The sequence below is a fragment of the Vibrio sp. 3-2(1) genome, assembly GCF_963887575.1.
Taxonomy (GTDB): Bacteria; Pseudomonadota; Gammaproteobacteria; order Enterobacterales; family Vibrionaceae; genus Vibrio; species Vibrio anguillarum.
In genome coordinates, this window is sequence record NZ_CAWPGB010000011.1 from 207,814 (window position 1) to 220,006 (window position 12,193).

At 44.7% G+C, this 12,193-nt stretch carries 13 protein-coding genes; 9 read left to right on the forward strand and 4 right to left on the reverse strand.

Annotated elements, in window-relative coordinates:
• Window positions 1–60: 60 nt before the first annotated feature.
• Entirely contained in the window at window positions 61–708 is a 648-nt protein-coding gene (locus tag AACQ79_RS03590; RefSeq protein ID WP_013856740.1) for a GTP cyclohydrolase II, read from the reverse strand.
• Window positions 709–931: 223 nt separating this feature from the next.
• On the opposite strand from AACQ79_RS03590, the gene AACQ79_RS03595 reads away from it, so the two are divergent.
• Both AACQ79_RS03595 and AACQ79_RS03600 read left to right on the forward strand, forming a co-directional pair.
• Window positions 932–1,828 (forward strand): ROK family protein, encoded by an 897-nt coding sequence (locus AACQ79_RS03595; protein WP_170898445.1) that lies wholly within the window; start codon window positions 932–934, stop codon window positions 1,826–1,828.
• Window positions 1,829–2,040: 212 nt separating this feature from the next.
• Window positions 2,041–4,191, forward strand: a complete 2,151-nt coding sequence (locus tag AACQ79_RS03600; protein WP_170898448.1) for a TonB-dependent hemoglobin/transferrin/lactoferrin family receptor — start codon at window positions 2,041–2,043, stop codon at window positions 4,189–4,191.
• A 142-nt stretch (window positions 4,192–4,333) separates the two neighbouring features.
• Here the strand turns inward: AACQ79_RS03600 and hutZ are convergent, their stop codons facing one another.
• Window positions 4,334–4,864: a heme utilization protein HutZ gene (gene hutZ, locus AACQ79_RS03605; RefSeq protein WP_017044790.1), complete on the reverse strand. Its 531-nt coding sequence runs from the start codon at window positions 4,862–4,864 to the stop codon at window positions 4,334–4,336.
• A 54-nt stretch (window positions 4,865–4,918) separates the two neighbouring features.
• On the reverse strand, window positions 4,919–5,428 hold the full coding sequence (gene hutX / locus AACQ79_RS03610; RefSeq protein WP_170898450.1) for a heme utilization cystosolic carrier protein HutX: 510 nt from the start codon (window positions 5,426–5,428) through the stop codon (window positions 4,919–4,921).
• Between the two features lie 301 nt (window positions 5,429–5,729).
• Here hutX and AACQ79_RS03615 point away from each other — a divergent pair, with 301 nt between their 5' ends.
• The 7 genes from AACQ79_RS03615 to trhO all read left to right on the forward strand — a co-directional run bounded on the left by AACQ79_RS03615 (window position 5,730) and on the right by trhO (window position 11,352).
• Window positions 5,730–6,440, forward strand: a complete 711-nt coding sequence (locus AACQ79_RS03615; protein WP_170898452.1) for a TonB family protein — start codon at window positions 5,730–5,732, stop codon at window positions 6,438–6,440.
• The gene (locus tag AACQ79_RS03620) at window positions 6,440–7,147 is read left to right on the forward strand and encodes a MotA/TolQ/ExbB proton channel family protein (protein ID WP_013856734.1); all 708 of its coding nucleotides are present in this window, start codon (window positions 6,440–6,442) and stop codon (window positions 7,145–7,147) included. The genes AACQ79_RS03615 and AACQ79_RS03620 overlap by 1 nt, the downstream gene beginning before the upstream one ends.
• Window positions 7,144–7,554: an ExbD/TolR family protein gene (locus AACQ79_RS03625; protein ID WP_013856733.1), complete on the forward strand. Its 411-nt coding sequence runs from the start codon at window positions 7,144–7,146 to the stop codon at window positions 7,552–7,554. Before AACQ79_RS03620 ends, AACQ79_RS03625 begins: the two co-directional genes overlap by 4 nt.
• 51 nt (window positions 7,555–7,605) lie before the next feature.
• Window positions 7,606–8,454, forward strand: coding sequence for a heme/hemin ABC transporter substrate-binding protein (locus AACQ79_RS03630; RefSeq protein WP_170898454.1), 849 nt, complete (start codon window positions 7,606–7,608; stop codon window positions 8,452–8,454).
• A 10-nt stretch (window positions 8,455–8,464) separates the two neighbouring features.
• Window positions 8,465–9,499, forward strand: a complete 1,035-nt coding sequence (locus tag AACQ79_RS03635) for a FecCD family ABC transporter permease (RefSeq protein ID WP_170898456.1) — start codon at window positions 8,465–8,467, stop codon at window positions 9,497–9,499.
• On the forward strand, window positions 9,496–10,278 hold the full coding sequence (locus tag AACQ79_RS03640) for a heme ABC transporter ATP-binding protein (protein WP_010319753.1): 783 nt from the start codon (window positions 9,496–9,498) through the stop codon (window positions 10,276–10,278). The genes AACQ79_RS03635 and AACQ79_RS03640 overlap by 4 nt, the downstream gene beginning before the upstream one ends.
• A gap of 90 nt (window positions 10,279–10,368) precedes the next feature.
• Window positions 10,369–11,352, forward strand: coding sequence for an oxygen-dependent tRNA uridine(34) hydroxylase TrhO (gene trhO, locus AACQ79_RS03645; RefSeq protein ID WP_026027546.1), 984 nt, complete (start codon window positions 10,369–10,371; stop codon window positions 11,350–11,352).
• A 92-nt stretch (window positions 11,353–11,444) separates the two neighbouring features.
• On the opposite strand, the gene AACQ79_RS03650 is transcribed toward trhO, so the two are convergent.
• On the reverse strand, window positions 11,445–12,176 hold the full coding sequence (locus tag AACQ79_RS03650) for a transporter substrate-binding domain-containing protein (RefSeq protein ID WP_013856728.1): 732 nt from the start codon (window positions 12,174–12,176) through the stop codon (window positions 11,445–11,447).
• Window positions 12,177–12,193 lie beyond the last annotated feature (17 nt).

The window sequence follows — 12,193 nt, forward strand, 5'->3', positions numbered from 1 at the left end:
GGTAAAAACGCCAAAAACCTCACCGAAGTGAGGTTTTTGGCTGTCATCTATAAGTCTGAATTATAGTTTTAAGTTGTGTTTGCCATGGGAAACTTTGGCCTTGAGGTAATTTTCATTACCCGACTTAATATGTGCTGCGGTATTCACGACCTCGACAATTTCAATACCATGCTCCTTTAGCTCACGACTTTTTTTAGGGTTATTAGTGACTAAACGAATCTTGGTCACATTTAACGCTTTCAACATCTGCGCCGCTTCAGTGAAATCACGCAAGTCGTCACCAAAGCCAAGATGATTGTTGGCTTCATAGGTATTCATACCCGCACTTTGTAAGCGATAGGCATCAATTTTGTTGTACAGACCAATACCTCGACCTTCTTGACGCAAATAGAGGATAATGCCGCCAACTTCGCCCATTTTATTAATGGTTTCTTCTAATTGTTCACCACAATCACAGCGTGATGAGTGAAAAACATCGCCCGTTAAACACTCTGAATGCATACGGACTAAAGGAGTTTCCTGAGTAACGTCAGCGGATTTAAAAATGACCGCAACATGTTCTTTGTCTGTTTTCAGTCCTCTAAAAGAGAGTATTTCGGCGTCAATATTGCTTTTTAGACCGACTTTGAAATCCACTCTGGCTCGTACTTCCGCCATATCTACACTCACTTGAATAATTGCTTGTTGCAATGCTGAATTGATTTGCATTCGAATTGACCCATTGATGACATAACTATGGGGATAGATACTCCCCTTTTCAATAAAAAGATCACTTGCTGAGAAATGTTATAATATAACAATTTTCAGCAATCAAAAGAAAAAATCTCACCGCTTCACGTTATCTTGTTCGGTTCAAAGACAAAACACGTTGATTATTAGACTATATTCCATAGTCAGGACTCACACTCAACATCCAAAATAAGGAAAAATCATGCTGATAGGTTTCGACATTGGTGGCACCAAAATTGAAATTTGCGTACTGGATAAATCAGGAAACACCCTCTTTAAACACCGAACCCCTACCCCACATGAATACGAGCTTTTTCTAAGTACCTTATGCCAGCTGGTTGCAATGGCCGAAAGCGAAACGCAAACTCACTGCCAAATCGGGATTGGACTTCCCGGAGCCATCAGCCCAGCGACAGGGCTTATCAAAAATGCCAATTGCACTTTTTTAAATGGTCGAGATTTAAAAGCCGATCTGTGCGCTCGCCTACAACGCAATGTTGTGATTGCCAATGATGCCAATTGCTTTGCGCTGTCTGAAGCGGTCGATGGAGCCGCCAAAGATGGCAACGTAGTCTTTGGCGCGATTTTGGGCACAGGTTGCGGTGGCGGTATTGTGATCAACAACCAGGTATTGGTCGGTGCGAACGCCGTATGCGGTGAGTGGGGGCACAATCCGCTGCCAAGTTTTACCAGTGAACGTGATGGGCCTACTCGCCACTGTTATTGCGGACGCGATAACTGTATTGAACTCTTTATCTCCGGTTCTGGCTTAACAAAGAGTGCTCAGTTGATTGGTCAACAAGAGTGGAGTGCAGCCGAAATAATCACTCGCCACCAGCAGCAAGACCCACAAGCAACAAAGCTTTACCAACAATTGATTGATCAAATGGCGCGCAGCTTTGCTTGCATCGTTAATGTGTTGGATCCTGATGTGATAGTGCTTGGCGGAGGATTATCAAACGTAGCATCGCTGTATGTTGATCTACCTCGGGCAACAGCGAACTACGTTTTTTCTGATAGTGCACAGATTGTGTTTACCCAAGCGAAATATGGTGACAGCAGCGGCATCCGTGGTGCAGCTTGGCTAGGTTTGAACTAGCAGAAAGTGATTAAAGTCACAAATTTAGTCATCGCAAAATTAAGTAAAGCAAGTGTTTTACATATTAAATGACTGATATTTAAAACATACACTCCTAATTCTGTTTATATTTCACATCAACACACAAATACAAATGATAGTAATTACCATTTAGATCCAATATCATTGCGCACAGCTTAAATCTGTTATTGATGAATAAGGTAATAACTCAGATGTACACTAAAACACTACTATCAGCCTCCATATTGCTAGCGCTTTCCCCTGCTGCTCTCGCAGAAGAAGTTTCTCGATTCGATGAGGTTGTTGTTTCGGCAACGCGAACTTCTCAAACCATCGAAAATACCGCCGCTTCTGTTGCTGTCATTTCGAGCAAAGACATTGAAGCCAATATGGCAAAAGATGTCGCAGCTATCCTTGAATATACCCCTGGAGTTTCAACCAATAGCTCATCTCGCCAAGGTGTACAGACCATCAATATTCGCGGCGTAGAAGGTAATCGAATCAAAATCATGGTTGATGGAGTCACACAAGGACAAGCATTCGACGGAGGTCCTTACTCTTTTGTCAATTCGAGCGCTATCAGTATCGATCCCGATATGGTAAAGAGTGTTGAAGTCATCAAAGGTGCGGCGTCAAGCCTTCACGGCAGTGATGCCATTGGTGGTGTCGTCGCTTTTGACACCAAAGATCCTCGTGATTTCCTAAAAGGAGACGCAACCACAGGCGGACAAGCAAAGCTTTCCTACTCTTCAGAAGATAAATCTTTCAGTGAACATATTGCCATTGCAAATAGAAGTGGCAATTTAGAGACCTTGGTCGCCTATACTCGCCGTGATGGACAAGAGCAACAAAATTTTGCAGATCGTAAAGAAGATTATTCGATAGAGAGTCAAGATAGTGCAAAAAATGACTTGCTACTTAAGCTCCAATATCAACTGAGCGATGCTCACCGTTTGGAGTTCTTTGGTGAAGCACTGCATAACAAAACAGATTCTGATATCGCTCATTCCAGTTACAAAAACTATCATGGTCAAGATACAACGAAACAGTATCGCCTTGGCATCAAACACATTTGGCTAGCTGACTCTGCCATCGCAGACACCATCACTAGCCGAGCATCTTGGCAAAGCAAAGAAGATAACGGCTTAACGCACCGTTTTCAGCCAGCATCGTCAGGAAGGCCTCCTTACACTCCAGCCAATGCGGACAACCAACAAACCAAAGATTACTTCTATAATGAAGATAAAATTGAATTAGAAACGCAACTGGATAAGTTAGTTACCTTAGGTCAAACCGAACATAACTTTATTTATGGTTTAAGTTTTGCCAGTAGCGATATTTCAAATACCAATACAGAACTCAACTCGGATCCTGCAACGCCAAATCAAGTTTTGGTTTATACACCGGATGCTACAGACCAAAAAATTGGCCTCTTTGTTCAAGATGAGATCACCCTTTTGAGCGGTAATTTGATTGTCACACCAGGCCTTCGTTATGATTCATTTAGCACCGATCCCGGTGGTAACACCACAGAACCTCTCGTTAAATTTGACGATTCAGCACTCACCAGCCGTCTTGGCGCACTGTACCGCATCAATAATCAACATTCGGTATTTGCTCAAGTCAGCCAAGGCTTCCGTGCCCCTAACTTTACTGAGCTGTACTACACGTATGACAACATTGCTCACCGTTATGTGAACGATCCAAACCCATACCTTAAGTCAGAAACAAGCTTGGCCTATGAATTGGGTTATCGTCACAATACAAACGTCTCGGCAACTGAAATTTCTGCATTTTATAGCGACTATGATGATTTCATTGAACGAGTTACAACTAAGAAAGTGAACGGAATAACCCACTACTCCTATGTCAACTTAAGTGAAGCGACGATCAAAGGGATTGAATTATCAAATCAATTAAAATTGGATCAATTAATTGGAGCCCCGAATGGTATGTCAACACGCCTAGCGGCAAGTTATAGCAAAGGTGAAGATGGTAACGGACGTCCATTGAACAGCGTAAACCCATGGAATGTTGTCGCAGCACTAAATTATGATGATGAAAGTACCACTTGGGGTACTAGCCTGAAGTTGAATTATACTGCTGCGAAGTCAGCCGGTAATATCAACCGTGACCAACTTAATAGCGGTACAGAAAACCAAGTGGAACTGCCGAGTGCGACCATTGTCGATATCACCGCTTACTTTAAACCAATGCAAGATGTCACTATTACTGCGGGCATATTTAACTTAACCGACAAAGAGTACTACCGTTGGAATGATATCCGCGGTAAAACAAGCTTAGATAACGACTACTCTCAAGCTGAGCGTAACTATGCTATTACCGCTAAATATGAGTTTTAGCGATTAAACCATTATTCATAAAGCCAGCGTTATGCTGGCTTTGTTGTTCCATGAACTCTTCAATATCCATGAACTCTTCAATAAAAAAGGCTAGATAACTAGCCTTTTCTTCCAATGTCCAATGTATCTTGAGCGATTAAGATTACGCGTTGGAAATTTTCTTATGTCCTTCATCAAGGTGCACAAAATCAACCATGTCATCACCAGACACTTGATACGCCTGGCCAAAGCCTTTCACATAAAGACCTTTTTCTACTTTCAATTGGAATAAAGCAAAGTCTTGTAGCTGGCTTAAGCCGTCAATGATCTCGCCAAAACGAGCTTGCATTTGGCCAATGACTTGCTGCCATAATGCCGTTTCACGTGGTACGACACTCGCAACGGCGTCAAACGTCAGCCGTTGACGCGCAAAAATCTGTTTTGATGAGCCTTCGTCTGCAATCATCATCAAGGAGACGTGCGGGTTCACCTCCAAGTTACGCGCATGACGAGCGATGTGCGAAATCAGCACAAAGTAACCTTCTTGGTTTTGTACAAATGGCGCGTAACTCACATTCGGACGGCCTTCCGCGTCCACTGTAGCCAATTGCAATGTACGGCGTTCTTGACGAAACTCTTGGATTTCAGGTTCCAATCGTCCTTGTAATCGCTCTTGTTTGATCTGCTGATCCATGACTTTCTCCTCGACCCTTTCGCATTGCGTTCAGGGCTTATCGTTATATCAATATTATTGGTTGGAATGAACGTCTTGTTGTAGTGCTTTAAAACGTGCGACTTGCTCTGCAATCAGTTCGCGCTTTTCATCTCGGCCTAGATAAATTTTAAAAATGTTATCGCCTTGCTCACTAAAGAAACCAAAGTAATGACTTTCACGTCCCATAAAAGGCTTGCTGACTAAAGCTACGTGTTGGATAGATTCCAGCTTTAAATGACCGTGTAACTCGCCCTCTTTACCCATCAAGTTATAATAGCCACGAGCCAACTTCCCTTTTGGAAAAGGCGCTTTCACTTCAAATATAGAGCCAAAAGAGTGGACAATCGTTGTGACCATTCCCCAATCCGCTAGTGATTCCAACAGCGATTGAGCTTGAGCCCCATCAACAATCGCAACCATCTCTTCAGGCAATGCCTGCACCACTTCAAATTCAGTCACATTCAACTCTTGCGCCATCGCTGCCGGCAATAAGGTCGGTTGTTGCTCTAATAAAGAGGCCACTTTCTGTTCAAGTAAATCCATATTCATTTCCAGTTCGTTCTTCGCTTTAAATCGCCTTACGCTGGCTCAGTACATCACATTAATCGCCACTAAAAACCCGATCCAGTAAGTAAAGTTATGGCAAAGGTGAATTAATTCAGATTGTTTATGATTAATTGTGGTTGATAGAAAACCCTGTGCTAACAAGGCGTTTCTAACCCAGCTTTTCAAATTCATAAAATCATAATTTGATGCAAATGATAATGCAATTGATAATTGATCTTATTTAATTAATGGGCGATAATCCTCTCTCTGAACGCTTTGTTTTTATATGGAGTACCACGTGAATTTCACTAGATATCTTGTCGCTGGCAGCCTATCTCTCGCAATTCACGCGGCGATTTTGTTTGTTGACGACGAATCAAAAGTGTTTGCCATGCCTGCGGGAAATCAATCCACCTCAGTGTCGATTAACTTTGTGGCTCAACCTCAAGCTCAGGTATTACAAGAGCAAGCAACAAAAAACCCACCTCCAGAAAAGAGAGCCAACAAGCCCAAAGCAGCAAAAAAAGCGCCGCAAAAAGTGGTGCAGAAAAAGAGCCTGTCAAAACCGGTAAAAGACAAACCGGCTCCTAAAATACCGACAAAATCAGCACAAGTGCAAACTCCTGCAAAGGAAGCTGTGACATCCTCTGTAGAGAATGAAAATAGCGCTGAATCGACACCGAAAACCGCCGCCGCCCCAAGCAGCAGCGGCGCAACTAATCAACCGAAATTAGTCGATGCGCCGTCTTTTGTTACTCGCCCAGCCCCTCCTGTTTATCCAAGACTTGCACAAAAACGAGGAATTGAAGGGGTCGCTATGTATGAGGTGTGGTTAGACGAAAACGGCCGCCAAATCAAACAGGTGCTGCTCTCTTCGTCGGGCGCGGCGCTGCTGGATGAATCAGCTCTTAATGCCATCAAACAATGGAAATTCTCTCCTCAAGTGGTAGACGGCGAAAAAATAGCCCACCGAGTGCAAATCCCAGTACGTTTTAAATTGGAAGGATAATGGAACTACTTACTCAACTAGAACAACAACTTGGCCTGATGGCCTGGCCTCTTTTTGTCTGCTCAGCACTTGCGACAATGATCATTACTGAACGGCTTTTCCAAGTACTGCTTAGCCTTGGTGTTGGAAAAGGTGCGATCGGTAGTGCGCTCAACCAAATATCACCGACCAATACAGCGCAAATTGAGGCGTTAGCCAGTGAATTTTCCAGCAAGCGCCCATTGCTTTATAAAGGGGTTGCCATGCTACTTGCTCATCACGATTTCTCTAAAGGATTACGTGAAGATGCGGCGGGCATTTGGTTGCAAGAAAAGCGTCATCAACTGCATTCCGGACTGCGTATTTTATCTTTGATTGGTGTGATCAGCCCACTGCTAGGCTTACTTGGCACTGTGTTAGGTTTAATTGAAATGTTCAAGGGGGTGGCGCTCTCTTCTGGCAATATTACGCCAAACGACCTTGCGGATGGCCTCGGCATTGCGATGCGAACCACGGCTGCAGGTTTGCTGATCGCGCTTCCCGCAATTACCGGCGCTCAATTGCTTGGCGTATGGGCTGACAGAGTGATGGCAAAACTTGAGCACACACTAAATTATGTCAACTTATGGCTCGAAGGTGTTTCTTTACAGCATGATTGCACCACCAAACAAGAGCGTGTAGCTAAGTATGAAGACGTCTCTGATAATGATGTGGTTAATGCATCATGATTAAAACGCCGCACTCTCACTCATCCGCATTAATGCCAGATTTAACGCCATTGTTGGATATCATTTTTATTGTCATGGTGTTTTTACTGCTTACAGCCGCGGTTAAATTTGAGTCATTAGACGTTTCACTGCCAACAACCGACTCACCCACCGTGAGTGAAGTGAACAAGCAGTCAATCACAGTGAATCTTCTGGCGCACGAACCTTACTGGGCTATCGATGGCAAACAGTATATCGATTGGAATAATTTCACATTGGCGTTGTTAGAGCAAAGCAAAGCGAGTGATCGCCCGATCGTGATTGGCGCAGACAAAACCGCCGAAGTGCAGCAGTTGGTTAAATTGCTGGCGTTCTTGCAAGACAATGGCATCGCTGCCACTCAGTTATTAACCGACCATCCCCAATAGCCTATTCATACGCGCTTTTAAAAACCGTATGATTTTCATGAGTACAACACGATGACACACAAATCTCTTTCTCATTGGCTTGTTGCCATAACGCTCTTCATCTTCTCACCTTGGCTCTGCGCGCAAGAACGGATCATCAGTGCGGGCAGCGCGGTGACCGAAATCCTCGTTGCGTTAGGCGCACAAAATAAACTTGTTGCGGTCGATGTCACCAGTGAAATTCCAAACGATCTTGCTCTCCCAAAAATCGGTTATCATCGCCAATTATCCGCAGAAGGATTATTAGCCTTAGCACCAACACAATTGATTGGTTCTAGTGAAATGGGGCCAGAAAGCACATTGCAACAGCTTAAAGGCGCTGGCGTTAACGTCGAGGTGGTGAACGATGAATCCACACCACATGGGTTGTTGGCACGCATTGACCAAATCGCGAAGCTCGCTGATGCAAAGCCTCAAGCTAAAGCGCTCAAACAGCAAGTTCAAAGCACAATAGCGGCGTTAACCCATCATCAATCTACCCACAAGACATCGAAAAAAGTGCTATTTCTCCTTATCCACAAAGGAAGGGCAGCCAACGTGGCTGGCAGTGACACCACACCAAACAGCATTATTGAGTTGGCTGGCGCGGTTAACCCCGCCGCTGAACAAGTGACGTCTTATAAACCACTGTCGATGGAAGCGATAATTGAGATGCAACCGGACGTGATTTTAGTCAGTGGCCGCAGTTATGAAAAACTCGGAGGAGCAGACGCCATTTTGCAATCCATACCGACATTAGTAGCAACTCCGGCTGGGATAAATAAGCAGATCATCACCATCGATGGCCACGCTCTCGTCGGTGGGTTAGGCCTTAAAAGCTTGGCTGAAGCGCAACGTCTAAACGCATTGCTCTATCCTTAAGGAACTTATTTTGTTACGTCATCTCTCAAAAAATGTGGTGAATGCAACGCTGTTAGTTTTGGTAATCTTAGTGAGCCTTTATTCTGTCACCGTTGGTCCAATGAATATCAGCTTCAGTGACAGCATAAAAAGTCTCGTGCTGCACTCCAATGACATTGCCGCGCATATCAATTTAGTCATCCACGAGATACGCTTTCCGCGAACCCTGCTCTGCTTGTTGGTCGGCGCAATTTTGGCGCTGTGCGGAACGGTGATGCAAGGCTTGTTTCGTAATCCATTAGCTGAGCCCGGCATTATCGGTGTTTCGGCAGGTTCAGCCCTCGGAGCCGCACTTGCGATTGTGCTATTCGCCAATTTAGCGCTGTTTTCCAACCCGTGGATGAGTGCTGCGGTGATACCTATTTTTGCCTTTTTAGGCGGTGCATTGACTACTTTGTTGGTTTACCGATTAGGCACCAGTAAATTTGGCACTTCCGTCACCATCATGCTACTCGCAGGCGTCGCCATCAGCGCGCTATCGGGGGCGGGTATTGGCTATTTGAATTATGTTGCAGACGATCAAATGCTACGCGATCTCTCATTGTGGTCAATGGGATCACTGGCGGGTGCAAACTGGCAAAATATTCTCTTGTGCGCCGTGACCTTACTGCTGCTGCTCGTCTGTTTCTCCCGTCAAGCGATGGCGCTCAACGCACTATTACTTGGCGAGTCTGAAGCGCGTCATCTAGGCATTTCTGTGCAACGGCTTAAACGTTCAATGATTTTACTCAGCGCACTCGGCGTTGGAGTGACCGTCAGCGCGGTGGGCATGATTAGTTTTATCGGGTTGGTCATCCCTCATCTAGGCCGGATGCTGGTTGGCCCCGATCACCGTAGTTTGATCCCCATTTCGGCTTTACTTGGTGCACTCTTACTCACTGTCGCCGATATGTTTGCCCGTATAGCAGTAGCACCTGCGGAGCTGCCTGTCGGGATTGTGACTGCGCTGGTGGGTGCACCTTTCTTCCTTTATCTTCTGTTTCAACAAAAAGGCAAAGTATTTTGAGTACAACGGCAGCGATCCAAGCCAGTAATATATCGGTTAAATTTGGCCATCGAACCATTTTGGATAAGATTGATATTGAGATTTTTTCAGGTCAAGTCACAGCGTTACTTGGCCCCAATGGTGCTGGAAAAAGTACCTTGTTGAAAATACTCAGCGGTGAAATCTCATCAACAGGCAAAATGGCTTACTTCGGTGTTCCGCAAGCACTGTGGCAACCGAATGAGTTAGCAAAGCACTTGGCCATTCTTCCGCAGCAAAGTACGTTGAGCTTTCCTTTTATCGCTCAAGAAGTGGTGGAATTAGGCGCACTGCCATTAAATTTAAGCCATCAACAAGTCAGTGAAGTGGCGCTACACTACATGCAACAAACCGATATCAGCGATAGAGCGAACAATCTCTACCCGGCTTTATCGGGTGGTGAAAAACAACGTTTACATCTGGCGCGGGTATTAACTCAACTTCACCACTCCGGTGACAAAAAAATCCTGATGCTGGATGAACCAACGTCAGCGTTAGATCTGGCTCACCAGCACAATACACTGCGCATTGCACGTTCATTAGCACGCCAAGAGCAATGCGCTGTTGTCGTCGTGCTGCACGATCTCAACCTTGCGGCTCAATATGCAGATCGTATGGTGATGCTGCACAATGGCAAACTGGTTTGCGATGCCCCACCTTGGGAAGCGCTCAATGCAGAAAGAATTGAGCAGGTGTATGGCTACTCGTCACTTGTCGCCGCGCATCCAACCATGGATTTCCCAATGGTCTACCCCATCTAATATTGTCCTTAATAATTGTCCGTATTTGTGGGCGCGTCCCTTCGCTATAATGCGCCCCAATTCTTCATATCGTTTTTTAAAAGGTACCCCATGAGTCAGTACGTCGTCTGTGCACTCTATAAGTTTGTTGAACTCAATCACTACCAAGAGCTGCAAGCACCGCTTCTTGAACTAATGGAGGAAAACCAAATTCGTGGCACGCTATTATTAGCCAGTGAAGGAATTAACGGCACAGTGGCATCAACACGCAAAGGGATAGATGTGCTACTGGCTTGGCTTGATGCTGAACCGAATTTGAAAGGCACGGTTTACAAAGAATCACAAGCCTCAGAGCAGCCATTTAACCGTACCAAAGTGAAGCTAAAAAAAGAGATTGTCACTATGGGCGTTGAAGGCATTGACCCTCGTCACGTTGTGGGCACTTACGTGAAACCAGAAAACTGGAATGCGCTAATTTCAGACCCTGATGTGCTGGTTGTCGATACCCGTAATGATTATGAAATCCAAATTGGCACCTTCAAAAATGCGCTTAACCCACACACTGAAACCTTTCGTGAGTTTCCTGATTATGTGAAGAAGAACCTCGCACCAGAGAAACACAAAAAAGTCGCGATGTTTTGTACTGGTGGGATTCGCTGTGAAAAATCCACGGCTTATTTAAAAGAGCAAGGGTTCGATGAGGTGTACCATCTCGAAGGTGGCATTTTGAAATACTTAGAAGAAGTGCCGCAAGAAGAGAGCTTATGGCAAGGTGACTGCTATGTGTTTGATGGCAGAGTGGCTGTAGGGCACGCTTTAAAAGAGAGTCACTACGATGTATGTAACGCTTGCCGTTTGCCGATTACCGATGAAGACAAACAGAGCGAAGTCTACGAGCAAGGCGTCAGTTGCCCATCCTGCTTCGGTACTCATTCTGCGGAACAACTGGCCCGTTTCCGTGAGCGAGAAAAACAAGTTCAGCTCGCAAAACAGCGTGGCGAAGCACACATTGGCGGCGATACCGCATCACTGATCGAGCAAAAGCGTGCGCAAAAATTAGCACGTAAAGCTGAGCAGCGGGGTTCAAAGCGCTAATATTTACCCCAATGCTTACTTCAAAGAATTCAAATCCTATTGGAATAGAAAAAGGCCGCAGCGTTAAAACTGCGGCCTTTTTTTTAAAAAAATCACTGAATACCGTATTTCGCTAAAATGGCATCAAATGTTCCGTCAGCTTTAATCGTGGCTAACCCTTTGTTATACGCATCAATATATTTCTGCGCATTAGGGTTTGCTTTACCTGAGGTAACATGTAAAGGATTTTTAGACAAAGATGCAGTGGTAAACTGAAAATCACTGCTATTTAAGCCCGCCTCTTTCATGGTCGATAACGCAACCAACTTATCTTCAAGGGTAAGATCGATTCGTTTGGCTTGCAGTTTCTTCAAGTTAGTCGTGAGATCATTAGCGTCTGGTTTGTTGAAATTAGTGGCGGATAAAAAGTCATCCCCATAACCATAGCCCCTAACGATGCCAACTTGTTTGCCACTCAAACTATTTAAACCTGAAAATTCGAAAGCATCGCCTGCTCTTTTAATAAAGCTCAGTTCATTCTCTAAATATGAATCACTGTAAAGTAAATAAGCCGTTCTCTCCTGCGTATACCAAGTTGCAGGCAACAGATCAATTCTGCCTTTACTCACCTCATCTAATGCTCGTGACCAAGGCATGATTTGAAAATTGACGTCATAGCCCTGTGTTTTCATAGCCGCAACAGCGATTTCTACCGATAGCCCCGGCATGCTTTTATCCGGTGAAATAAACGGTGGCCATGGATCTTGCGCAGCCGTAATAGTAGCAGCAAAGCTACTCGGTAAGGCCATCATCATACTGAAAATAAAGATCAACAGACGCTTCATACTTTCTTCTCCTTGAA

What these genes read in the sequence shown, in the direction of transcription:
- AACQ79_RS03600 (WP_170898448.1), top strand. Translation starts at nt 2,041, where the DNA reads ATGTACACTAAAACACTACTATCAGCCTCCATATTGCTAGCGCTTTCC.
- AACQ79_RS03630 (WP_170898454.1), top strand. Translation starts at nt 7,606, where the DNA reads ATGACACACAAATCTCTTTCTCATTGGCTTGTTGCCATAACGCTCTTC.
- AACQ79_RS03590 (WP_013856740.1), bottom strand. Translation starts at nt 708, where the DNA reads ATGCAAATCAATTCAGCATTGCAACAAGCAATTATTCAAGTGAGTGTA.
- hutX (WP_170898450.1), bottom strand. Translation starts at nt 5,428, where the DNA reads ATGGATTTACTTGAACAGAAAGTGGCCTCTTTATTAGAGCAACAACCG.
- AACQ79_RS03595 (WP_170898445.1), top strand. Translation starts at nt 932, where the DNA reads ATGCTGATAGGTTTCGACATTGGTGGCACCAAAATTGAAATTTGCGTA.
- AACQ79_RS03625 (WP_013856733.1), top strand. Translation starts at nt 7,144, where the DNA reads ATGATTAAAACGCCGCACTCTCACTCATCCGCATTAATGCCAGATTTA.
- AACQ79_RS03650 (WP_013856728.1), bottom strand. Translation starts at nt 12,176, where the DNA reads ATGAAGCGTCTGTTGATCTTTATTTTCAGTATGATGATGGCCTTACCG.
- AACQ79_RS03620 (WP_013856734.1), top strand. Translation starts at nt 6,440, where the DNA reads ATGGAACTACTTACTCAACTAGAACAACAACTTGGCCTGATGGCCTGG.
- trhO (WP_026027546.1), top strand. Translation starts at nt 10,369, where the DNA reads ATGAGTCAGTACGTCGTCTGTGCACTCTATAAGTTTGTTGAACTCAAT.
- hutZ (WP_017044790.1), bottom strand. Translation starts at nt 4,864, where the DNA reads ATGGATCAGCAGATCAAACAAGAGCGATTACAAGGACGATTGGAACCT.